Raw genomic sequence first — 23,227 nt, 5'->3', positions numbered from 1 at the left:
TGAATTTACAGAAAGCTTACAAATAAGGCGATTTGCAGGATCAGGTTTGCATAAATTCCTGCCAGAACGTCATCCATCATTACGCCTAAACCACCTGGCAGTTTTTCAAGGCGCCTGATATAAAATGGTTTTGTGATATCAAAGAGTCGGAAAAGAACGAATCCAACGAATAAGGTTTTCAAACTTAATGGCACGAAGAGCATGGTGATGTACATACCGGCAATTTCATCAATAACGATCCGATAATTGTCTTTCCCCCATAGAGGCTCCATTTTCTCTGCAGTGAACCAGCCTACTGCAAAAATGATTAGGGCAATAAGTACTGACAACGGGGGACTAATTCCACAAGTCCGGCTAAAATATAAGCATATACAGCATAACAGAGACGCAATTGTACCCCCTCCTTTTATATAACCAATACCCAGACTTGTGGAAATTAATTTATACATATTATTGAATAGAGTCAACCAGGTCCTGATAATAATCTAAACCGAGGTGGGTAATTAGATCTTCATCCATCATATGGCGCAATGTATTCTGCAATTTCATTAATTGTTTAAAAATGTCATGCTCAGCCCTTAACCCTTCGGCAGTTTGAGGAGACTTTAAATAGAAGGACAACCATTCCTGAATTCCTGACATTCCAGCTCTCTTGGATAGATCCATAAACAAGGCAAGATCTAATACAATTGGGGCAGCTAAAATAGAATCGCGACAAAGAAAGTTAATTTTAATCTGCATTGGATATCCTAACCAACCAAATATGTCAATATTATCCCAGCTCTCTTTATTATCACCATGTGGGGGATAGTAGTTAATTCGAACCTTATGGTACATATCCGCATATAAATCCGGGTTAGCTTCCGGTCTGAAGATCTCATCCAAAACGCTAAGTTTAGAGACTTCTTTCGTCTTGAAATTATCCGGATCATCCAATACCAGACCATCTCTGTTCCCTAAGATATTAGTAGAAAACCAACCACGAACACCAAGCGCCCTGGCGCTTAAACCTGGGGCAATAATTGTTTTCATGAGGGTTTGTCCGGTTTTAAAATCCTTACCAGCAACAGGAGTATGCGTCAAACTAGCCAGTTCTAACAAAGCTGGAGTATCCACCGTTAGATTAGGAGCACCATTTGCAAAAGGAACGCCTTCTTTAAGAGCCGCGTAAGCATAAATCATACTTGGGGCAATTTCAGGATCATTATTACGCAATCCCTCTTCAAAAGCTGCCAGAGTAAGGTGCACATCGCTGATCTGATGATAGATCTCTGTTGATCCGCACCACACCATAACCAGTCTCTCACAATCATTATCCGCTTTAAAATTCCGGATATCGGCAATAACCTGTTCGGCCAAATCATATTTGGTCACGAAAGACTTAATATAAGTGCCATCCAGATTTTTAACATAACGCCTGTCAAACGCCGCTTTCATTGGAACGATAGCTTCTAATTCTGCCTTTACCGCAAATAAAAGATCCTTTTCCAATACTTTTGCTTTTGAGGCAGCTACATATACATTATCTGCGTACACATCCCATCCACCAAACACAATATCATTCAAATCGGCCAAAGGGACAAAGTCTTTAATCTTCGGGTTTCTATCTTCCGTTCTTTTACCAACACGAATATTACTCATTTGAGTAAGGGATCCTATTGGTTGAGCGAGACCCTTTTTAACGGCCTCTACCCCAGCAATAAAAGTTGTCGCCACAGCACCTAAACCAGGAATCAGAATTCCCAACTTACCTGTAGCAGGTTTTACTTGTTCTTTCATTTCTATTGATTTATCAGTTATTAAACTATTAAAATAACAATCTTAGGTTAGCCAATTATTTTGCTTATACCACAATAAGGTCTCTTCCATTCCTTTTTGAAGTGGGTATTCAGGAATAAAATCCATATCCTGTTTCAACGCAGAAATAGAGCAGGACCAGTTTTCAGCATTTAATTCGGCAACTTTTTCTTTATTCAGTGCTGGCGCATCGCTTCTGAACGTATATATCAACTCCATTAAAGACCCTAGAAGACTTACCAGTGGGATCGGTAAATGGAACTTAAATGTTTTTTTCTTTAATAAGTTTTTTGTGATTTCTGCCAGTGCATATTTTGAATATACGGCTCCGTCGGATACGTTGTAGCTACTTCCTATGGGAATAGTAGTACGCAAACTGACCAAAAGCACCTTGACAAGGTCTTTCACATAAATAAAACTTAATTTCTGTGGATTACTGCCAATATAAGGCTCCAGACCTGAAGCTATAGTTTTGATGACAATGAAAATATCCTTTTCACGGGGGCCATAAACAGCTGTAGGGCGAACAATTACTAAAGGGAGATTCTTTATTTCCTTCAACTGCTTTTCAGCAAGAAGTTTACTTTTCCCATATGCAGTAACTGGTCGGGGCACATGATTAACCTCTATAGGGTTATTATCCTCATAGCCGATCGGCCCTAATGCAGCAAGACTACTCACAAAGACAAACTTTTCCAGAGGAATAGCGGCTTGAGCAGCTGCGCTTGCCAGGTTTGTTGAAAGTTCCGCATTTACGTAATCATAATCACGTTGCGTTTTTGCTTTTGTCGATCCGGCACAATGGATGATGAAGTTATATTGATTTAGCTCTAGTTCAGACTGTAATTTCTGAGGCTCGGACATACTGAGATTGACCCAATGGACCGGTAGTGATTGAAAATCTTTTATATTACTGGAAGATCGAACAGCGGCATACACTTCTAACCCTTCATCAAGAGCAGCGGTTATAAGATGAGAACCTACAAACCCGGAGGCGCCTGTAATTAGGATCCGTTTTCTCATAAAGCCTTTTCAAGAAGCCTGTATTTTTTATATATTTTGCCGTTAATGGCCTCAATCGCATTATTCATCATGTAGTTATCCTCCAACATCCAGGAACATTCAGCACCTTTTATGTTATTGGCCATTGCATTCTGAATAATTATACCGTAGAGACACGCCTCAATTCCAAGCTTCCGATACTCCGTTAGCACACCCAAAGCCATCACCCTTAACCAATCAACCTTTTTAAGGCCAAACAAAAGTTTAAATATGCCAAAAGGCAGTAAGCGACCTCTTTTTACCTTTCGGAGCACTTGATTAATATCAGGGATCCCCAGAGCAAAGCCTATAAACTTATCACCCTGTTCAGCAACAAGACAGAATTCAGGATTTAAAATTAGCTTAAGGTCTTTAGCCATATGATCAAATTCCTTTTCCGTCATCGGAACAAATCCCAGGTTTCGATCCCATGCCTGATTGTAAACATCGCGCAATTTGGCGGCTTCATTTTTGAAGTCTTTCATGTTTAATTTCCGGATAATGATATTGCTTCGCTTCAATCTGGCTTGTAAAGCACCTAGTAATCTTACAGACCGGTCATTATGTGTATCATAAGGCACATCATAAGCGAGCAAGTCTGTTTTTTTAGCATATCCTGCATTCTCAATCAGTTGAAGATAGTAAGAGTAATTGTAAGGCATCATCACGACAGGGGGACTGTCATACCCATCAACAAGGAGACCTACTGTTTCATTTGTAGAAAAATTTGCTGGGCCGATTATATTTGTGATACCTTGTTTTTTCAACCATACCTCAGCTTCATTAAGAAGCGCAGTTGCTACTTCCTGGTTGTTGATACATTCAAAGAAACCAAAGAAACCGTCAGTGGTATTATTAAATGTGTTATGATTGTTATTTAATATAGCGGCAATCCGGCCACAAACTTTATTCTGATCATCATAAGCCAGAAATAACTGAACCTTTGAATGTTCATGAAAAGGGTGCTTGCCCGGAGTCAATATATCATGTTGAGCAATATATAATTCGGGTACATAATTCGGATCATTGCGATATAAATCATGTGGGAAATCAATAAAACTTTTTAAACTTTTTTGTCCTTCAAGAGCAAGCACTTTCATTTCTAATTCTTTATGGCTGCAAATATGTCACGTCTTTTAAAGGCGCGTGTTAATTTATCAACCGCTTCGTCAATCTGATCAAACGTATGTGTCGACATCAGTGAAAGTCGAAGTAAGGATGAATCTGAAGGCACAGCAGGAGAAACAACAGGATTTACAAACACACCATCCAGTAATAAATCATTGGTAACCTGGAAAGTTTTTTCGTTATCACGAACATAGATAGGCAGTATAGGACTTTCAGTATGACCAATATCAAAACCATTCTCTAACAATAGCTTCTTAGCATATCGGGTGTTATCCCAAAGTTTGTCAATGATCTGTGGTTCGGCCTGAATAATATCAAGAGCAGCAATAACACTTGCAACTGCTGCAGGAGTCATACTTGCACTGAACAATAAAGAACGGGCTCTATGTTTAATATAATCAATGGTTGCTTCGTCTGCAGCAATAAAGCCGCCCAAAGAGGCTAGTGATTTACTAAAAGTACCCATAATCAAATCGACCTGATCAGTCAGGTTAAAGTGGGATGCTGTACCTGCACCATTTACACCGATAACTCCCAGACTATGTGCATCATCTACAAAGATATTCGCACCAAATTCATTTGCCAGATCAACTATTTCAGGTAACTTAACGATATCACCTTCCATGCTGAATATACCATCTACTGCAATTACTTTGGCTGCTTCTTCTGGCAACAAAGCTAATTTTGCACGAAGGTCATTCATGTCATTGTGAGCATATTTAATAGTTTTGGAGAAAGATAAACGACTTCCGTCTATAATTGAAGCATGATCAAACTCATCAAGGATGAGATAATCATTTCGGTTGGTGACGCATGATAAAACGCCCAGGTTGACCTGGAAGCCAGTACTGAAAATTACAGCGGACTCTTTACCTACATAGGTAGCAAGCTTGCGCTCCAATTCCAAATGAATATCCAGCGTTCCATTTAAGAAACGTGAACCTGCACATCCTGTGCCATATTTATCAATTGCCTGTTTGGCTGCTTCCTTGATTTTGGGATGACTTGTAAGGCCTAAATATGAATTAGAGCCAAACATTAAAACTTCCTTACCATCAATAAACACCACTGTATCCTGGCCGGATTCTATAGCCCGGAAATATGGATACAAACCCTTTCTTTTAATTTCTAATGCTTCTGTAAAAGAAAGAACCCGATCATGTAATTTTTTACGCATTAAGGTGAAGTTAATTTTTTGTAAAAGTAAAACTCATTTATGTGATTATACGCTTTTATTTGGTCTTTTTTTTGTCTTATTTGACCATTAGCCGCAAAAAGTCAAAAATACGTTAATTGATCAATTAATCTCATCTCAATATTTTTTCGCGTCTAAGTAAATGCTTAACTGAAATCCAACACTAGTTTAAATAAAAAAAATTTACATGATATTGTATTTCAGAACATTAAATATAAAAAGAACAAGTTAATATAAAAATATTTTTTTTAAACAACAAAAAAACGTGAACAATTAGGCGTAAATCTTTTTTTTTAGTACGATTAATTTCAAATTAAGCAGCGTATGTTGGATTTTTGCATTCTTAATTTTCTCTGTTTCGAAGATTTAAGCAAAAAATGGCAGTATCTATTAAAAAAGATTATATTTAAAATCTGCGTTTAAAAATACTTCAATTCGCGGTACTTTTCCTAGTATGCCTCATAACTTAATTTCACTTTACTTCCAGATGACTCGCACCTTCTCCGCACCTTCTCCGCTCGGAATTGTCTAAACTGCGGATTAGTTTAAAAATAGTTCATTTTTAGTGAGAGCTTAAATAATAAGTTGTGCTATAATTTTGAATGACTATTTTAAAGGAAAAATAGATTTGTTATGTATAAAATTGAGACAGTGCAGGATAGCCATTGTTCTGATCTTGGAATACGTTCTGTTTTACAACTACACTCCTCATTTATTGAGGTTTAACACAACTCGCATCTATCCTTTTATTATTTATTGCACAGCATGTTAATTCGTACATTTATGTGCTGCTAAGGTTTTTTATTCTTATTAAACTATTTTCGGCAAACAACATGTTTTCAAAACAACGCATCATTTAATCGATGTTAATTGTATCCCTCTGATTAGATTAGTAGATCCCAGGCTACCTACATACGACCGAATCAATAGGTTTTAAAAACAATGTCTGTCTTAAAAATGTTAGTCTTATAATGAAAATAGCATATATTTCTACGTATTTACCCCGTGAATGTGGAATTGCTACATTTAACAGCAATCTGATTCTGGCCATAAGCTCTAATTTTAAAGATCAAGTTTTCTCAGATAGTGGATTTGTAGTAGCACTTAACGATTCTGATGATATTAAGCAGTACATCTATCCGAAAGAAGTAAAATTCGTAATACGCCAAGAGCAACAAAAGGATTACATCCATGCAGCAGAGTTTATTAATAACAGCGATGCTGACTCTTGTATCTTAGAGCATGAGTTTGGAATTTATGGTGGTGAATGTGGAATTTATCTATTGTCATTACTTACCTCTTTACAAAAACCGCTGATTACTATTCTTCATACTGTTTTACGGGAGCCTAATTACACCCAAAAACTCATCACACGACAAATTGCACAGCACTCCTCACGTATAGTGGTGATGAGCAAAAAAGCGGTTATGTTTCTGACTACCATTTATGGTATACCTTTAGAAAAAATACAGTTAATTGAACATGGTGTTCCCGATTTAGAGTCACCTAAGATTAATTTAGTAAAGAATCTGGCTCCGTTTAAGGGCAAAAAGACCTTATTTACATTCGGATTAATCAGCCGGAATAAGGGATTAGAAACTGTGATACGTGCTCTTCCAGGAATTGTAAAAAAACATCCAGATGCTGTATATGTCATATTGGGAAATACACATCCTGGTGTTATAAAGAATTCGGGCGAAGAATACAGAGATTCATTGAAGCAACTTGCGGAAGAACTACAGGTTGCAGATCACCTTTTCTTTATCAATAAATTTGTTTCAGAAGAAGAGTTAATGCATTACCTTACCGCATGCGATATTTATGTAACTCCATATTTAAACGAAGCACAAATTACAAGTGGCACCCTTTCTTATGCAGTTGGTGCAGGTGCCGCTGTGGTTTCTACTCCCTACTGGCATGCCCAGGAATTATTAGATAACAATAGAGGCCGATTATTTAATTTTAAAGATTTCAATACGCTGGCAGATATTGTTAATGATTTGCTTGATAACGAAGACAAATTAACCAAGTTAAAGAAGAATGCCTACGAATACGGCCTACATCTGAGATGGCCTTTTATTGGCAAACAATATATCAATGCGTTTAACAAGGCCATAAAAGATGCAAGGTCCAAAACGGAGAATTCGACATCTCTTCCCGAAAAAGAATCATTGCCTCCATTTGACCTCACACATATCCGACGGCTTACAGACTCAACAGGCTTAATACAGCATGCCAAGTACGGCATTCCAAATTATAAAGAAGGTTACTGTCTGGATGATAATTCACGTGCCCTGATCCTTATGCTGATGGTACATCAATACGATAAATCGGCGGAAGCGTTGGAACTTTTTCCTAAATATCTGAGTTATATCCATTACATGCAGCGCGAGGATGGAAATTTCAGAAACTTTCTGAGTTTTAACCGTGACTATCTGGATGAAAAGGGCTCTGAAGATTCGTTCGGCAGAACTATCTGGGCATTGGGCTACCTGATAAATGCTTCACCAAACAATTCATACCGGGAGTTTGGCGAAGATTTGCTTCGATACTCGATACCTCATTTTAAGAACCTACGCTATATTCGGGGAATTGCGAATACGTTGATCGGGGTGACTTATTATTTGAAGACTTATCCATCAGATGGAAAGATGATGGCCCAGCTTCAAATACTCACCGAACAATTGGTGGCAACTTATAAGGCTAACAGGTCAGAAAACTGGCATTGGTTTGAATCGAGCATGACCTATGATAATGCTATACTTCCGCTTGCCTTATTACATTCCAGTGAAATAACAGGGATTGAAAGCGTACGTTTAATTGCGTTGGAATCATTGACATTTTTAGAAGAAAAGACCTTTTATAAAGAATATCTGACTCCAGTTGGGAATACTGGGTGGCTGATTAAGGGAGGCGAAGCGCCGTTATACGACCAGCAGGCTATTGAAACGATGGCCATGGTACTTATGTATTCTCAAGCGTATCATTTAACTCAGGATCCTAAAATGCTACATAAAATGTATCAAAGCTTTATGTGGTTTTATGGTCTGAATGAGTTGCGGATTCCTTTGTATGATTCAGAAACAAAAGGCTGTTCGGATGGACTGCAAATGAGTGGCATAAATAGAAATCAAGGTGCAGAGAGCACGTTGGCTTGTTTGATATCACATATAGCGGTTCTTAAAGGCATGGATGATGCGTCAAGGTATTATAAAATTAAACGTAAGGCTTCAGCCTCTGTTCTTTAATGCGAATAGCTATATTATCACCTGTCGCCTGGAGGACCCCACCCAGGCATTATGGACCATGGGAACAAGTTGCATCTAATATCGCCGAAGGGTTAGTGATGCAAGGTCATGATGTGACGTTATTTGCTACTGCAGATTCCCTGACTAAAGGAAAACTTGATGCTGTGGTTAAAAAAGGATATGGGGAAGATAATGACCAGGATGCCAAAGTATTAGAATGCCTCCATATCAGTAATTTAATGGAGAAATCTTCTAATTTCGATCTTATTCATAACAATTTTGACTTCCTGCCTTTAACGTATTCCCGACTTATAAAAACTCCCTTTTTAACTACAATTCACGGCTTTTCATCAGAAAAGATTTTACCTGTTTACAAAAAATACAACCAATCTACTCAGTATGTGTCCATAAGTAATTCAAACCGGAGTCCAGAGCTTGATTATATAGCAACCGTATATAATGGATTGAATGTATGTGACTTTGATTTTAATAATTCGCCAGAGGATTACCTATTATTTTTGGGCCGGATTCATCGTGATAAAGGTGCATCTGAAGCTATTCAAATAGCGATTAAGAGTAATAAAAGGCTGATAATGGCTGGCCTTATTCAGGATACCCATTATTTTAATGAACTGATTAAACCCTTTTTGAATGAACAGATTCAGTTTATAGGAAACGTAGGTCCATCGCAACGGAATAAATTATTAGGAAATGCGCTAGCACTATTACATCCCATCAATTTTAAAGAGCCCTTTGGAATGAGCGTTGCTGAGTCGATGCTGTGTGGAACTCCCGTAATAGCTTTTAATAAAGGATCTATGCCTGAGTTAATTGATGATGGAAAAAGTGGAGTATTGGTAAATTCCATAGACGAAGCGGCAGAAGCAGTAAAGACAATATTTCATATTGATCGCCTTTACTGCCATAACTGGGCCAAATCTAAATTTTCAACTGAAAAAATGGTGACCGATTATATTCGTGTATACCAAAAAATAATTTCTACTTAAGGTGTCTCTGAAGTTAATTTATCAATCAGTTCTTTTAATCCTACAATTGCGAACGAAGAAGAATAATCAGACAGTCCGTAAGGTATAATTAGTTTATCATTATTGATTATCGATCCACAAGAATAAACGACATTTGGTACATATCCTTCTCTTTCTTCCTTGTTTGGCACCAGTAATGGTTCCTTTAATCTGCCTATTTCTACACTGGGGTCATCCAGTTTAAACAAACTAGCCCCAAGGCAATATCTTCGCATTGGACCAACACCGTGGGTGATGACAAGCCATCCATATTCGGTTTCGATTGGCGATCCGCAATTCCCTATTTGAACAAACTCCCAGTTGTATTTTGGTTCCTGAAGTAAGATAGGATCTTCCCAAATCGTAATATTTTTGGAATACATGATGTAATTGTTCCATCCATCTATACGGGAAATCATGACATAATTGCCATTTATTTTACGTGGAAACAGTGCGAGGTTCTTATTCTGAGCTCCCTTTCCATATAATGGTCTTATTTTAAAGTCATAAAAATCGCGGGTTTCAAGTAATTTAGGCATAATCATAGCCCCATCAAAAGCAGTGTAAGTTGCATAGTAAATAGGATTTCCGTCCTCATGTGTAAATTTCACAAAACGCGCATCTTCAATACCTTTTCTTTCAAGTTCTGAATAAGGGAAAATAACCCGGTCGGTAATATCGGTATCCAAAGAAAAGACCATCTCATAATACGAGTCAGAAAGCCACAATACCTTTTCATACTGAAGCTTTTTATAATCATCTTCTTCAACTCGCTGACACTCTATAATTATTTTCCTTAAAGCGGCGTATTCAAATTGATCATCAAGCTTAGCTTTTAAAACTTCTAAAACACCCTCATCTATAATTGACGCTATGGCTTTTTCAAAAAACAATTTCTTGTTGTACCGCGCATTTCTTATTACTTCAGCTTCATCAATATAGTTCCCTACAGGAATAACATTGATTGAATTATCTTTATTAATAATAGCTCTTCTAAATACGATTGAGGAAATATGCCCCTCGCCTACAGCTCTAAAACTTATAATCAGTCGCTTTTGTCCTTCTTCTAAATCACTCTGATCGGGATCCTCAACAATAGAAGGATTAAAAAAGGCAGCTGATTCAATTGAATATTCATGAGTAAAATAAGATCCGATTAAAAGTCTGCGATAATGTTTAACTTCATCATAGTCAATATTTAGATCCTCAAAAAGATGTTTTAACTTATTACAGTGTTTGTGAAGTAAACGGGTAATATTCCTTTGTCTTTTAGAATAATCCTGCAAAATTGGAGAAATCAATCCGAAGACTTCCTGCTCGTTGATTGCCATTACTCTTCTAATGATTCCTTTAGCTCTTTCTTCACCGTTAAAAAAAAATCGTGCTATTACTCTTTTTGAATCAGGGTAAACCTTAACTGGTGATCGTTCAATAGGGATTCTCATAAATTTTATATACGGCTATCTAGCCAATTATTTTAAATGAATATTAATAATTTCAATGTACTGATCTTTTTTAAATAATGACAAATAAAACGATTCGGATGTATTTAAGTACGTTTAAACCGCCATTCTATTTCGCTTTATCAAATAGGAATGAAGTACATTAGTAAAGCCGGCATTTATATCGGCTTCGATTAAATCGATTGAATATTGAGCACACTTAAGTCTGAGCTCTTTTAAATTTGATGCAACAGATTCTTTAAATGCTTCACGCAACAAAGAAGGATGCAGCTTGATCTCATCTCCGTTCTCGATATCTATAAAATGATAAGGACGTTCTTTGAAATTAAAGTTTATCTCTTTTTCATAGTCGAGCACGTTGAAAATAATGATCTCATGTTTATTGTGCTTAAGATGCTGTAGCGCAGCAAACAGGTCTGAATAATCAACTTTTTCTGTATAAGACTCATACAAATCAGTAAAAACAATAACTAATGATCTTTTATGAAGCTTCTCTGCAAGTTCATGCAGAGAGGATACGAGTGCTGTTCGTTTATTTTGGGAGTTGTGTAGGATCAGGTTTTGAAGTTCCGATAGGAGGAAATTCTGATGAGCCGTTGTTGACCTGGCGGCAGATGAAAATTCAAGGGTATTAGAGAAGTAGCTTAATCCAAATGCATCCCTTTGTCGTTTAAAAAGTTGCATTAACGCTGCAGCTGAACAAGCTGAAAAAATTAGTTTATTGAATTTATTTTCAGGAAAAAACATCGAGGACGATACATCAAGAACAAGTTGACATCTTAGATTTGTTTCTTCTTCAAATCGCTTTACAAATAGCTTATCCGTTCTTCCATATAACTTCCAATCCACATTTTTAATAGAGTCCCCATTATTATACAAACGATGCTCAGCAAACTCGACAGAGAAGCCGTGAAAGGGACTTTTGTGTAAACCAGTAATGAAGCCCTCTACAACTTGCCTTGCAAGAAGTTCCAGATTAATAAAACCCTCTGAACTAATATCTTCGAGTTGTAATGTTGCTTTCTGAACTTTTCTCATAAAGTAAAAAGCCGGCCCCAAGGAGCCGGCTAGAACTAATTTTTTATACTTAATCTAAGCTAATTGCTTAACTAACTTATCAGCAAGTACTGATTTTGGTACTGCACCAATCTGCTTGTCAACAACTTCACCGTTCTTAAAGAACAGTAGAGCAGGAATATTTCTAATTCCGAATTTAGTAGATATACCGGGATTATTGTCCACGTTTACTTTTCCAATTACTGCTTTTCCTTCGTATTCCTTAGATAATTCTTCTACTAAAGGACCTACCATACGGCATGGGCCGCACCATTCTGCCCAAAAGTCAACTAATACAGGTTTATCAGATTTGAGAACTATTTCATCAAAGTTTGCATCTGTTATTTCTATAGCCATTTTTAATTATTTACGTGGTTCTTAAACAAATTTATGAATACAATAACCTTACCACAAATTAATTGGGACATTGTGACAGGGATATGTTTAAAGCCTTCTAGTTAAACCGATACATGATATTTTTGGAGTTTAAAGCATGTAAGAATTCATTACTTGGAAATATTTTAAAATTCTTTGAAGGCATCTCTACAGAGATGGTTCTTTCTTCCTCATCATATATGGCAAATTTTAATAAACAATTTCTATTCGGGTTCTGCTCTATATTAAGATTAAGAAGCTCATCCATCTGTTCTATAAAGGTTGAGGATAACCCTTGTAAAGGTAGGTGTATGGTGAGACACTTTGACATCTTATCCCTTAAATCTGATAGTAATGAAATCTGAGTAATCTTAAACTCCCAATTATCCTTTTGACGATATCGCTCAGAGATGGTCCCCTTTATCTGTAAAAAGTAACCATCTGCAAAAAACATCTTTTGTTTTACATACTCCTCACCAAATAAAACAATCTCAGCAGAATGATTATAATCTTCCAGCATCATAGAGCCGAAAGGCTTGCCATTTTTAGTATAACGATCTTCAGCATTAGACACTAATCCTCCAATACAGATCTCTTTGTTTTTAAGTTTCTCAAATTCTTCTGCATCCTCCTCATTCATCTCACCGCTTTTAGACTCAGCTAAAAGCAATAAGTGCCTGACCTGATGTGTGCAGAAATTATTCATTTCAAACTTATAATTATCGAGCGGATGTCCGGTAAGATAAATACCGATCATTTCCTTTTCGTATTTAAGTTTTTCGAGCAAGTCCCATTCTTCACAATCAATCATGATGGGTTCCGAAATATTTGCATCAGAAGTACCACCAAACAAAGAAGACTGTGAGGTATTTAAACTATCCTGATAATCATTATTATATTTAACAAGGCGCTCTATACCATTATAAAAGCCTCCATCCGCTTTAAAAAAGAATTGCGCACGGTTGAAACCGTAGCAATCAAATCCACCACTATAAGCCAGATTTTCATAAACTCTTTTATTAACAGTTCGTGAGTTAACACGTTTAGCAAAATCATAGATACTAGTAAACGGCCCATTCAAATCACGTTCCTCAATAATGCTTTCAACAGCCTTTTCGCCTACCCCTTTTATAGCGGACATACCAAAGCGAATTTCTTTTTTCTTATTAACTGCAAAGCTCAGGTTCGACTCATTGATATCGGGACCCAGAACAGCAAGACCCATACGGCGGCATTCCTCCATAAATGTGGTGATCTTCTCAATATTATTCTGGTTGTTTAATACCGCCGCCATGTATTCAGAGGGGTAATGTGCTTTCAAATAGGCTGTTTGAAAGGCTACAAGCGCATAACAAGTTGAATGCGATTTATTAAAGGCATAAGAGGCAAAAGCTTCCCAATCCGTCCATACCTTCTCTAGCAACTTCGCATCATGCCCTTTTTCCTTTGCATTTTCAACAAATTGAGGCTTCAATTTGTCAATCATCTTTTTATCCTTCTTACCCATTGCTTTACGCAATACATCGGCATCGCCTTTTGTAAAGCCGGCAAGTTTTTGAGATAGAAGCATCACCTGTTCCTGGTAAACCGTGATTCCATATGTATCCGCAAGATATTCCTCCATATCCGGAAGGTCATAGGTAACCAACTCCCGGCCATGCTTACGTGCAATAAAATTGGGTATATATTCTATTGGTCCCGGACGATATAACGCATTCATCGCAATAAGATCTTCAAACTTATCAGGTTTAAGTTCCCTTAAATACATTTTCATGCCTTCGCTTTCAAACTGGAACGTTCCATTTGTATCACCACGTTGATATAGTTCAAGTGTGGTCAGGTCATCCAGCGGGATATAATCAATATCAATGGAGATCCCATAATTTGATTTAATTAGCCGAAGGGCATCTTTAATAATGGTTAAGGTTTTTAAGCCCAAAAAGTCCATTTTAATTACTCCAGCATCTTCGATAACCCGTCCATCGTATTGCGTAACTAGCAATGGGGAGTCTTTCATAATGGCTACCGGAATAATATTGGTCAAATCTTCTGGTGCAATGATAATACCGGCGGCGTGAATACCCGTACCTCTGATCTGGCCCTCCAGCTTTCCAGCTGCACGAAGTACCTGTGCTTTCATGTCATTCCCTTTCAGGATCGCATTAAGCTCGGGCACCTGTTCGAAAGCTTGTTTAAGTGTAATGCCAAGGGTATCAGGAACCATTTTCTTCAACGCATTACTATCAGACAAGGGCACATTCAAAACGCGCGCTACATCCGCAATACTACTCCGTGCTGCCATAGAGCCATAGGTAACAATCTGCGCAACCTGGTTTTTCCCATATTTCTCGACCACATAATCGATTACCTTCTGGCGCCCTTCATCATCAAAATCTGTATCAATATCGGGCATTGACTTTCTGTCTGGATTTAAGAAACGCTCAAACAGCAGATTATACTTGATAGGATCAATATTGGTGATACCCGTACAGTAGGCCACAACAGAACCTGCAGCAGAACCACGGCCGGGGCCAATAAATACCCCAATATCCCTTCCTGCCTTTATAAAATCGGATACAATCAAAAAGTATCCTGCAAATCCCATAATGCGGATCGTGTTCAGTTCAAAATCAAGACGTTCCTGAACTTCTGGTGTAATGTCCTGATAGCGTTCTTTCGCACCTCTCATGGTCATATCCTTCAGAAATTCCCATTGATTCATTACGTCATCCTTATGGATACTGAATTCTTTAGGAATTGGGAAATTGGGAAGCATAATATCTCTTTTCAGCTTGAGATGCTCCACTTTATCTATAATTTCATTGGTATTATCTAACGATTCGGGAACATCATGAAACAGCTTACCCATTTCATCCTGTGTCTTAAAGTAGAACTGATCATTTGGAAATCCGAATCGATATCCTTTTCCACCCTCCTCATCTGTTGCTATTGGAGTGATTTGCTTTTCTCCTGTATTTAAACAGAGCAATATATCATGTGCATTTGAATCCTCCTGATCCACATAATGAGAATCATTAGTGCAAATTGTTTTGATGTTATATTTTTTAGCAAACTTTAAAAGGGTATCGTTGATAATTTGCTGTTCAGGAATTGCATGGCGTTGAAGTTCAATATAATAGTCGTCACCAAACAAATCATACCACCATTTAAGTTCTTTCTCTGCTTCCTCTTCTCCTTTTTTAAGAATAGCCTGAGGCACTGAAGCACCTATACAGCAGCTTGTCGCAATAAGTCCTTCATGATATTGAAGTATTAATTCTTTGTCAATTCGAGGCCATTTACTATACAACCCTTCCAGGTAACCTAAAGAGCAAAGCTTAGTCAGATTTCTATAACCCTGCGCATTCTTAGCCAGAAATAGCTGATGAAAACGAACGTCACGTTTTTCTTTGGTAAATTGTTTTTTATGCCTGTCATCTACTAAATAAAACTCACAACCTACAATTGGCTTTACATTATGCTTGCCAGCTTCAGCAACAAACTTAAACACGCCGAACATGTTTCCATGGTCGGTAATGGCCAGAGCCTTCATGCCATCGGCAGCAGCTTTCTTATACAATTTAGAAATATCTGCTGCTCCGTCAAGAAGGGAGAATTGTGTATGTACATGTAAATGAGAGAATTCCGGCATCGCTAATCGTTCTATAGGAAAAACCTAAAATTACGAAAAAATGAAGCTTGAATTACTGGCATGTTGAAAAACTATCATCAATAATTTTAGCTGATAGTAATGCTAATGGAATGCCTCCTCCAGGATGAACGCTTCCTCCAACAAAATAAAGCCCATCAATACTACTGGAAAAATTAGGATGACGGAGGAAAGCAGCAAATTTACCATTTGAACTCGTGCCATATAAGGAGCCTTGATATGAAAATGTATTAGATTCAATAGTTCTTGGATCCAATACATTTTCGGACACAATGAGTGATCCAATATCTACTTTTAATATCCGGCTTAATTTCTCTATAATATGAGTCCTTGCCGCTGCAATTAATCCATCCCAGTCCTGCCCGGTATTAGCTGGTACATTAATCATAACAAACCAGTTTTCTGCATCTATTGGCGCATCAGTAGGGCAATATTTTGATGAAATATTCACATAAACAGTAGGATCATTATAAATAGTTTGCTGGTTCCAAATGGCAGAAAACTCCTTTTCATAATCCTCACTAAAGAAAATATTGTGCAAATCGAGCAAGGGAAATGCCTTATTTATACCCCAATAAAAGATAAGTGCAGAACTGCTTCTTTCCTGTTTTAAGATCTTTTCAGGTTTCTTTACCCCTTTTAACAGCTGATTATAGGTAAACCACACATCCATATTTGATATGACATATGGTGCATAAATAGATTTATCAGTAACTCTTATTCCTTTTACCTTTTTATCTTCGAGAAGAATCTCGTCAACTTTTGCATTATAATGAAAATGAACGCCAAGCTCCTCTGCAAGCCTGACCAGAGAGCTGCTGATGCTATACATCCCATTTTCCGGGAAATAAGCACCAAAATGTTGCTCCAAATGAGGGATAATATTCAGAGTTGCAGGGGCACTATAAGGGTTTGAGCCATTGTATGTGGCATATCGATTAAAAAAACGACGCGTTTTACTGTCCTGAAAATAACTTTCATTTGCCTTGTTCATCGTCCTGAAGGGATCAATATCCAGGAAACTTAAAAGGGACTTCATCGTACTCCAATTGAAGTAAGTGCTCAGCTTATGAAGAGATTTTTCTAAGAAAACATGATGGGTTATTGTATAAATCTTGCTGCTATTTTTCAGAAACCGAGTGATTGATTCTTTGGTGTCACTGGTTTTCAATTCAAACTCTTTAGCCAATTTATCAGGATCTGACCAAGCCGTTAAATTAGTGCTATCCTCGAAAAAGTACTGACATACCACCTCAAGTTTCTTATATCTGAAATAATCTTGGGGGTCTTTATTTGCCAGGCGAAACAATTCATCTACATATTGAGGCATGGTAAACAAACTTGGACCTGCATCAAAGCGAAATCCTAAATTGGTAAATTCAGTTAATTTACCTCCTGGAACTGAATTAGCCTCATAAACATCGACTTTATACCCCTTTATGGCTAGTCTAATTGCAGTAGCGATCCCTGCAATGCCTGCACCTATAACAATAACGTGTTCACTCCGTATTTGACTGTCGACCATTCGAAACTTTTATGCAGGAATGAACTTAAATCCCCTTATCCTTATTAGCCTGATAAGCAACAAGCACTGCAAATACAAGGAGCACTATTAACACCGCAATACCCAAATTACGTTTCTGTTTATCTTTCCAAATCAGATAAAAAATAAAGCCCAATAGTGGAACTGCGAAAACGAAGGCGAATATTAATGAGTTAACTATCATTGTTTTTTTTTAAAAGTCCATTCGGGCAAGGGGAGAAACATCCTGTCCAACAAAATCTCCATGAATATATTTATAATATCCGGCAATGGCAATCATAGCAGCATTATCGGTACAATATTCAAATGCAGGAATATAAATCTGCCAGTTTTCTTTCACAGCTGTTTCAGTAAGCAGATCACGGAGCCCCGAATTTGCTGAAACACCTCCTGCGATTGCAACATCAGAAATGTGGTATTGTTTAGCTGCCTTTTTCAATTTATTAAGCAGTATAGTAACGATCCGATACTGTACAGAAGCACAAATATCTGCCAAATTATTCTGCACAAAATCCGGATCAAGCTTCTTATGATCTTTTACAAAATAGAGTATCGATGTTTTTAATCCGCTAAAGCTAAAATTCAATCCGGGGATTTGCGGTTCAGGAAAAACAAAGGCATGCGGATTACCTATCCGGGCCTGTTTATCCACTAAGGGTCCCCCAGGATAAGGCAAACCCAATATTTTTGCGGTCTTATCAAACGCCTCTCCTGCTGCATCATCAGTGGTCTCCCCAACAATCTCCATATCAAAATAATCCCTCACAAGGATAATTTGTGTATGCCCTCCAGATACCGTAAGACAAAGAAAAGGAAACGCAGGTTTAGGATCATCTATGAAATGAGCCAGTATATGGGCATGCATATGATTTATTTCAATCAGAGGCACATTAAGAGCCAATGCAAAGCCTTTAGCAAAGGAAGTTCCTACAAGTAAAGACCCTAAAAGTCCGGGTCCTCTGGTAAAAGCAACTGCTTGAATGTCTTTTTTGCTTACTTTAGCAGCCAAAATAGCCTCTACCACTACAGGAATGATATTTTGTTGATGAGCCCTGGAGGCAAGTTCTGGAACTACGCCTCCATATTTTTCGTGAACTGCTTGAGTTGCAATTATATTAGATAGGATTTTACCATCTTTACATATAGATGCAGAGGTTTCATCGCAGGATGATTCGATAGCGAGAATTGTAGCCAAACCAGATAATGAATTTGTTGTTGTGATACTTAAAGTACAAAATTATTAAAAAACTACTTAAAATAACATTATGGATTTTGTCAGCAATAATTTTGCTGGCTGCATCACTAATATTTGCACTGCAATTTAAATCAGTCCAAACATTTGCTGCCAAAAAGGCTGCCACCTATTTATCAAAAGAACTCGATACTAAAATCGAGATTACTAGCCTGTACATTAAACCGTTCAAACTTCTAGTTCTTGAAGGCTTATATGTACAAGACCGCGATAAAGATACATTACTTTATACACCTAAGTTCTCTGTTGACTTAAATTTACTTTCATTAAAAAATAAAATCATTGATATCAATACGATCCAACTGGATAACGGATCATTCTTCCTAAAACGTTATCCAAATAAAACCACCAACCTCCAGTTTATTCTCAATTACTTTAACTTTGGTAAACCCAAACAGAAAACAACAGGGAAACCCTACACAATTACTTTAGAAAAGGTCATTGTGAACAACACATCCTTTAAATATAAAAACCTAAATGACTCTACTATTACAACTGGCGTTAATTTCAACCATATTGCACTGAGTGAATTAAATACCGTTTTAACGGCAATAGACATCAATAAACACCTCTTTAAAGCGAAGATTCGCGGTCTATCTTTTAAGGAAAGTAGTGGATTCAAGCTCAATAATTTAAATGCCAATGCAACAATTGATACGGCAAGGATGGAATTTGCGGACCTTCATTTGGAAACAGATAGGAGTCTGGTTAGTAATTATCTAGTATTTAAATACAAAAACTTTGGTGACTTCAGCGACTTTATCAACAAAGTATACGTTAAGGGATCATTAAAAAATAGCACATTAGATTCTAAAGACATCTCTTACTTCACCACTGCACTCGATAAAATGAATATTTCCGTTAAACTTAACGGAGATTTAAGTGGATTTGTAAATAACATAAACGCACAAAAATTCTCCATTACTGCAGGTCAGGCCACTTATGTTAAAGGTGACTTTAAAATTAAGGGACTGCCGAACCTGGATAAAACCCATTTAGATTTAAAAATAGAGCGGTTCTTTACGAATAAAAAAGATGCGGATAATTTAATAAAACGAGCAACAGGACTAACCGGTAGAATTCCAGTAATTGCACAAAAGCTAGGTAATGTAAGCTTTACCGGTTCATTTAAAGGGTTCATTAAAGATTTTGAGACTAAGGGTGAAATCAAAACAAGCCTTGGACGTGTAATTCCTGACATCCGAATTAATCTTTTAAATCTACCGGCCTATTCAGGAACCGTCAAAGCGATAGATTTCAACCTGGGAGAATTACTCGATCAAAAAACACTTGGTCGTACCACACTTACCGCCAAAGTTGATGGAAAAGGCTTTAAAATGAATCAACTCAAGGACAAAATAGATGCAAAAGCAACCTACTTTGATCTAAAAGGCTACCGGTATACCAATATTAATATCAACGGGAATATTATCAATAAACTCTTCAAGGGCAATATTAAAATCAATGATCCTAATATAAAGCTAGATTTCGATGGCGACATTAATTTAAACACGAAACTGCCATCCTTTAATTTTAATGCCTCACTTACAGGTGTAAATCTGCATAAACTCCATTTTTCCAAAGACACACTTCAGTTAGATGCAGACTTAACTACCACATTTACAGGAAATAATTTAAATAACATTGAAGGTAAACTAGAAATGAATCGGTTAAGGTTTACCAGTTCCGACAGTTCATTAGTAGTGAATTCTATCATTTTAAGTGCCGATGGAATTGGCAGCTCCAGATCAATAGCTATAAATTCAGATATAGTCGAAGCTAAAATCAATGGTCAATATGATCTGAATACCCTTCCATCCTATTTTAAATCGGTAGTTAAACGCTATATTCCATCACTAAAAACTGATATCCGGCAGTTTGGCTTACAGAAATTTAATTTTTACTTAAACGTAAAAGATTTTGCCCCTTTGAGCATGCTTCTCATTCCTGATCTAAAAATACCTAAAGGTGCCGTTTTCTACGGTCGATTCAATAGCCAGGATAGTCTCGCCGCAATTAACGGATCCAGTGAACTGATCCAGTATAAAAAGATTAAAGTGAATAATTTCATTATCGATGAATCAGCAGCAAGTAAAGCCCTTAACTTGTTTATGACCGCTGACCGCATTGACATAACCGATAGTCTATACATCCAGAATATAAACGTAGCCAACATACTATATAACGACAGTCTGGCCCTCAATATCAAGCTCTCAGATAAAGATGCCAACAATCAGCTCGATTTAAATGCTTTGGTAGAATTTGGAACTGACACCCTTGCCAAATTAAGCCTGCTTCCTTCTGATTTTATTATTAACAGAGAGATCTGGAAAGTCCCCGAGCAAGTTAAACTACGATTTGATAAACGTAAAGTGTTTATCCAGGGCTTTGAACTCTTACGAAATGACCAACTTTTAACCATTGATGGAATTATCTCTGACCAACCTGATGAAAAGCTGAATATAGGGTTCCAAAATTTCACCCTTGTAACCTTCAATTCTTTGACAAAAGCAGCGGGAGTTGTTCTTGGAGGACAACTGAACGGAAATATAGCTTTAAGTTCTGTTTTAAAAACCGCAAAAGTAGAGTCAGAATTAAAGATTGATACCCTTGTGATGAATAATACAGAGATAGGTGACCTTAAACTAGTCGCAGATCTGGATAATCAGACCAAACTTGTAAATGTCAACATGGATATCACAAAAAATGGCACAAAAACCATGAATATCCAGGGAACCTACAACGCCAGCGCAGAAATCAACACACTCGATTTAAACGTAAATATGGAGGATAATGAACTTGTCATCTTTACCCCTGCCATACGAAGCCTGGTTTCCAATGTTAAAGGTAAAGTGTCTGCCAAAGTAAATATAAGCGGTAACATTCTTGATCCTAAAATAAACGGAACCTTAAACTTAAAAGATGCTCACCTAACAGTGAATTATTTACGAACCCCGTACCGGATCACAGATAATGTTTCCATAGAAAACAGTGTCATAAATCTAGATGATCTGGAATTAACGGACATCAACAACAATAAAGCCATTGCCACAGGAACAGTAGACTTGACCAACCTACAGAATCCGGTGATGAATATTTCAATCAGGGCTACTAGTTTCATGGCATTGAATACAACTGCAAAAGACAATCCCATCTATTACGGAACAGCTTATGCAACAGGAACCTTCAAGTTCAGAGGACCCACAAAAAGTATGAATATCGATATAAATGCCAAAACTGAAGCAGGTACCGTATTCAACATCCCTTTAAATGCCTCTGAAACAATAGGAAATAATGATTATATCACTTTTGTAGCAAAAGACTCTTCATTCACTCCTAAAGCACAATCTTTCTTTCAGGGGCTTGTCATGAATTTCGATCTGGTAGTAGATGAAAACAGTCAGGTCAATATAATAACCAACCTGGGAAAATTAAACGGAAGAGGAAATGCCACTCTAAATCTGAAGATTACCAGTTTAGGTGATTTCGAAATGTACGGCGATTACCTCATATCAAGTGGTAAATTTCAACTTACCGCACAAGATTTCATCAATAAAATATTTGATCTAAGTCAGGGTGGGTCTATCCGCTGGACAGGCGACCCCTCAGACGCCCTCATTAACTTAAAAGCAGTTTATGGTGTGAGAACTGACATCAGCCCTCTTTATCAGGCAGCGGGAAGAGCAGCGTCATCAACAGGAAGGGTACTGGCCGAAGCGATAATGAACCTGAGCGGCAATCTGGCACAACCAGATATCTCCTTTGACATCAACTTCCCTACAGATACTTATTTCAAAGATGAGTTTCAAAACTACTTTAGCGATGTAAATAATAAGAATACACAAGCTTTGAGTTTAATTGTGCGACGCTCATTTTCCCCCAACACCGGACTTGTTAATGTACAAGCCGTTAACTCAACTTTATTCAGTGCCGGTACTGAGCTCTTCTTTAACCAGCTGAATAATATTCTCGCTCAATCTCTTAATCTTAATTTTGTAGATTTAAATATTCGCTCGCTGAACGAGGCCAGCGCTTCATTACGGCTATTAAAAGATCGTTTAGTAATCACAGGAGGTGTTACAGACCGAAGAGCAGAACTGAACGACTTAAACATTATTGGCAATTCAGTGGCCAGAGATGTTGAGCTTCTATACCTACTGCGAAAAGACGGAAGTTTGAATGTAAGAGCATCAAACCGGTTAAACAATAGAAACTTTCTAAATCCTGATCAGGAATATATCAGTGCTATTGGGTTACTTTACCGACAAGACTTTGAAACCCTAAACGAATTTTTACGCGCCTTGGTTGGTAAAAGAAGAAGGGATGAAAGACAATTACCTGCTCCCATCCCTGTTTCTACATCTCCTTCAACTCCTGCTACCGTTATTTTACCATCTTCATCAGACACTCCCAAACGGAAAGTATCCAAATAAT

At 37.4% G+C, this 23,227-nt stretch carries 15 protein-coding genes; 3 read left to right on the top strand and 12 right to left on the bottom strand.

The window, feature by feature from the left end; translation table 11 throughout:
* Window positions 1-5: 5 nt before the first annotated feature.
* The 5 genes from BFL47_RS07810 to spt are packed head-to-tail and all read right to left on the bottom strand — an operon-like array spanning window position 6 to window position 5,143.
* A complete protein-coding gene (locus tag BFL47_RS07810; RefSeq protein WP_069659248.1) occupies window positions 6-449 on the bottom strand; it encodes a phosphatidylglycerophosphatase A family protein in 444 nt (147 codons plus the stop codon).
* Window position 450: 1 nt separating this feature from the next.
* Window positions 451-1,779, bottom strand: a complete 1,329-nt coding sequence (locus tag BFL47_RS07805; protein WP_069659247.1) for an inositol-3-phosphate synthase — start codon at window positions 1,777-1,779, stop codon at window positions 451-453.
* Between the two features lie 42 nt (window positions 1,780-1,821).
* Window positions 1,822-2,820, bottom strand: coding sequence for an NAD-dependent epimerase/dehydratase family protein (locus tag BFL47_RS07800; protein WP_069659246.1), 999 nt, complete (start codon window positions 2,818-2,820; stop codon window positions 1,822-1,824).
* Window positions 2,817-3,938: a hypothetical protein gene (locus BFL47_RS07795; RefSeq protein ID WP_069659245.1), complete on the bottom strand. Its 1,122-nt coding sequence runs from the start codon at window positions 3,936-3,938 to the stop codon at window positions 2,817-2,819. Before BFL47_RS07795 ends, BFL47_RS07800 begins: the two co-directional genes overlap by 4 nt.
* Window positions 3,939-3,940: 2 nt before the next feature.
* On the bottom strand, window positions 3,941-5,143 hold the full coding sequence (gene spt / locus BFL47_RS07790; RefSeq protein ID WP_069659244.1) for a serine palmitoyltransferase: 1,203 nt from the start codon (window positions 5,141-5,143) through the stop codon (window positions 3,941-3,943).
* A 989-nt stretch (window positions 5,144-6,132) separates the two neighbouring features.
* Between spt and BFL47_RS07785 the strand changes: the two genes are divergently transcribed.
* A complete protein-coding gene (locus BFL47_RS07785) occupies window positions 6,133-8,409 on the top strand; it encodes a glycosyltransferase family 4 protein (protein WP_069659243.1) in 2,277 nt (758 codons plus the stop codon).
* Window positions 8,409-9,416: a glycosyltransferase family 4 protein gene (locus BFL47_RS07780; RefSeq protein ID WP_069659242.1), complete on the top strand. Its 1,008-nt coding sequence runs from the start codon at window positions 8,409-8,411 to the stop codon at window positions 9,414-9,416. Before BFL47_RS07785 ends, BFL47_RS07780 begins: the two co-directional genes overlap by 1 nt.
* Here the strand turns inward: BFL47_RS07780 and BFL47_RS07775 are convergent.
* The 7 genes from BFL47_RS07775 to tsaD all read right to left on the bottom strand — a co-directional run bounded on the left by BFL47_RS07775 (window position 9,413) and on the right by tsaD (window position 18,736).
* A complete protein-coding gene (locus BFL47_RS07775; RefSeq protein ID WP_069659241.1) occupies window positions 9,413-10,879 on the bottom strand; it encodes a glycoside hydrolase family 130 protein in 1,467 nt (488 codons plus the stop codon). The two genes, BFL47_RS07780 and BFL47_RS07775, sit on opposite strands and share 4 nt — an antisense overlap.
* Before the next feature lie 114 nt (window positions 10,880-10,993).
* Window positions 10,994-11,935 (bottom strand): DUF58 domain-containing protein, encoded by a 942-nt coding sequence (locus BFL47_RS07770; protein ID WP_069659240.1) that lies wholly within the window; start codon window positions 11,933-11,935, stop codon window positions 10,994-10,996.
* A 54-nt stretch (window positions 11,936-11,989) separates the two neighbouring features.
* The gene (trxA, locus tag BFL47_RS07765; RefSeq protein ID WP_069659239.1) at window positions 11,990-12,310 is read right to left on the bottom strand and encodes a thioredoxin; all 321 of its coding nucleotides are present in this window, start codon (window positions 12,308-12,310) and stop codon (window positions 11,990-11,992) included.
* A 97-nt stretch (window positions 12,311-12,407) separates the two neighbouring features.
* A complete protein-coding gene (gene dnaE / locus BFL47_RS07760) occupies window positions 12,408-15,980 on the bottom strand; it encodes a DNA polymerase III subunit alpha (RefSeq protein ID WP_069659238.1) in 3,573 nt (1,190 codons plus the stop codon).
* 52 nt (window positions 15,981-16,032) lie between these two features.
* Complete coding sequence (crtD, locus tag BFL47_RS07755) at window positions 16,033-17,523, bottom strand: 1-hydroxycarotenoid 3,4-desaturase CrtD (RefSeq protein ID WP_069659237.1); 1,491 nt, start codon at window positions 17,521-17,523, stop codon at window positions 16,033-16,035.
* 25 nt (window positions 17,524-17,548) lie between these two features.
* The gene (locus BFL47_RS19755) at window positions 17,549-17,725 is read right to left on the bottom strand and encodes a hypothetical protein (protein WP_170827290.1); all 177 of its coding nucleotides are present in this window, start codon (window positions 17,723-17,725) and stop codon (window positions 17,549-17,551) included.
* Between the two features lie 9 nt (window positions 17,726-17,734).
* Window positions 17,735-18,736 (bottom strand): tRNA (adenosine(37)-N6)-threonylcarbamoyltransferase complex transferase subunit TsaD, encoded by a 1,002-nt coding sequence (gene tsaD, locus BFL47_RS07750; protein WP_069659236.1) that lies wholly within the window; start codon window positions 18,734-18,736, stop codon window positions 17,735-17,737.
* A gap of 77 nt (window positions 18,737-18,813) precedes the next feature.
* Between tsaD and BFL47_RS07745 the strand changes: the two genes are divergently transcribed.
* Window positions 18,814-23,226 carry a translocation/assembly module TamB domain-containing protein gene (locus BFL47_RS07745; protein WP_139125787.1) on the top strand — a complete coding sequence of 1,471 codons (4,413 nt, stop codon included), beginning with the start codon at window positions 18,814-18,816 and terminating at the stop codon, window positions 23,224-23,226.
* Window position 23,227 lies beyond the last annotated feature (1 nt).

Origin of the sequence: Arcticibacter eurypsychrophilus, from assembly GCF_001730525.1 — a bacterium.
Lineage (GTDB): Bacteria > Bacteroidota > Bacteroidia > Sphingobacteriales > Sphingobacteriaceae > Arcticibacter > Arcticibacter eurypsychrophilus.
This window is presented reverse-complemented; position numbering and strand designations above follow the sequence as displayed.

What these genes read in the sequence shown, in the direction of transcription:
- BFL47_RS07810 (WP_069659248.1), bottom strand. Translation starts at nt 449, where the DNA reads ATGTATAAATTAATTTCCACAAGTCTGGGTATTGGTTATATAAAAGGA.
- BFL47_RS07805 (WP_069659247.1), bottom strand. Translation starts at nt 1,779, where the DNA reads ATGAAAGAACAAGTAAAACCTGCTACAGGTAAGTTGGGAATTCTGATT.
- BFL47_RS07800 (WP_069659246.1), bottom strand. Translation starts at nt 2,820, where the DNA reads ATGAGAAAACGGATCCTAATTACAGGCGCCTCCGGGTTTGTAGGTTCT.
- BFL47_RS07795 (WP_069659245.1), bottom strand. Translation starts at nt 3,938, where the DNA reads ATGAAAGTGCTTGCTCTTGAAGGACAAAAAAGTTTAAAAAGTTTTATT.
- spt (WP_069659244.1), bottom strand. Translation starts at nt 5,143, where the DNA reads ATGCGTAAAAAATTACATGATCGGGTTCTTTCTTTTACAGAAGCATTA.
- BFL47_RS07785 (WP_069659243.1), top strand. Translation starts at nt 6,133, where the DNA reads ATGAAAATAGCATATATTTCTACGTATTTACCCCGTGAATGTGGAATT.
- BFL47_RS07780 (WP_069659242.1), top strand. Translation starts at nt 8,409, where the DNA reads ATGCGAATAGCTATATTATCACCTGTCGCCTGGAGGACCCCACCCAGG.
- BFL47_RS07775 (WP_069659241.1), bottom strand. Translation starts at nt 10,879, where the DNA reads ATGAGAATCCCTATTGAACGATCACCAGTTAAGGTTTACCCTGATTCA.
- BFL47_RS07770 (WP_069659240.1), bottom strand. Translation starts at nt 11,935, where the DNA reads ATGAGAAAAGTTCAGAAAGCAACATTACAACTCGAAGATATTAGTTCA.
- trxA (WP_069659239.1), bottom strand. Translation starts at nt 12,310, where the DNA reads ATGGCTATAGAAATAACAGATGCAAACTTTGATGAAATAGTTCTCAAA.
- dnaE (WP_069659238.1), bottom strand. Translation starts at nt 15,980, where the DNA reads ATGCCGGAATTCTCTCATTTACATGTACATACACAATTCTCCCTTCTT.
- crtD (WP_069659237.1), bottom strand. Translation starts at nt 17,523, where the DNA reads ATGGTCGACAGTCAAATACGGAGTGAACACGTTATTGTTATAGGTGCA.
- BFL47_RS19755 (WP_170827290.1), bottom strand. Translation starts at nt 17,725, where the DNA reads ATGATAGTTAACTCATTAATATTCGCCTTCGTTTTCGCAGTTCCACTA.